Genomic DNA, 212 nt, shown 5'->3' with positions numbered 1-212 from the left:
AGGTCATGCTCCAGCGCTGCGGCACTGCCCTTGAGCAGATGCGCCTCATGGGTGAGCTGCGCCAGATCCCCTTGCGCCAGCGCACGGGTCAGACGTTGATGCTGCTCCGTCAGCTGAGCATCGAAGGCCTTCTCGAGCTCGGCGATGCTGGCGATGTCCAGCTCATCGCGCAAGCTGGAGGGCGATGGGCTCGCCAGATGACGGGCTTGCGG

Annotated in this window: 1 protein-coding gene; it reads right to left on the bottom strand. The window is 65.6% G+C overall.

Going from position 1 to position 212, the window contains the following annotated elements; genetic code table 11:
* Positions 1-212 (bottom strand): Hpt domain-containing protein (locus V6252_RS13520; protein ID WP_341610777.1); only part of this gene is annotated, 212 nt, incomplete at both ends.

Source organism: Psychrobacter proteolyticus, assembly GCF_038155145.1.
GTDB lineage: Bacteria > Pseudomonadota > Gammaproteobacteria > Pseudomonadales > Moraxellaceae > Psychrobacter > Psychrobacter proteolyticus_B.
Note: the sequence above shows the minus strand (reverse complement) of the source record. Positions and strands in the feature narration are given on the sequence as shown.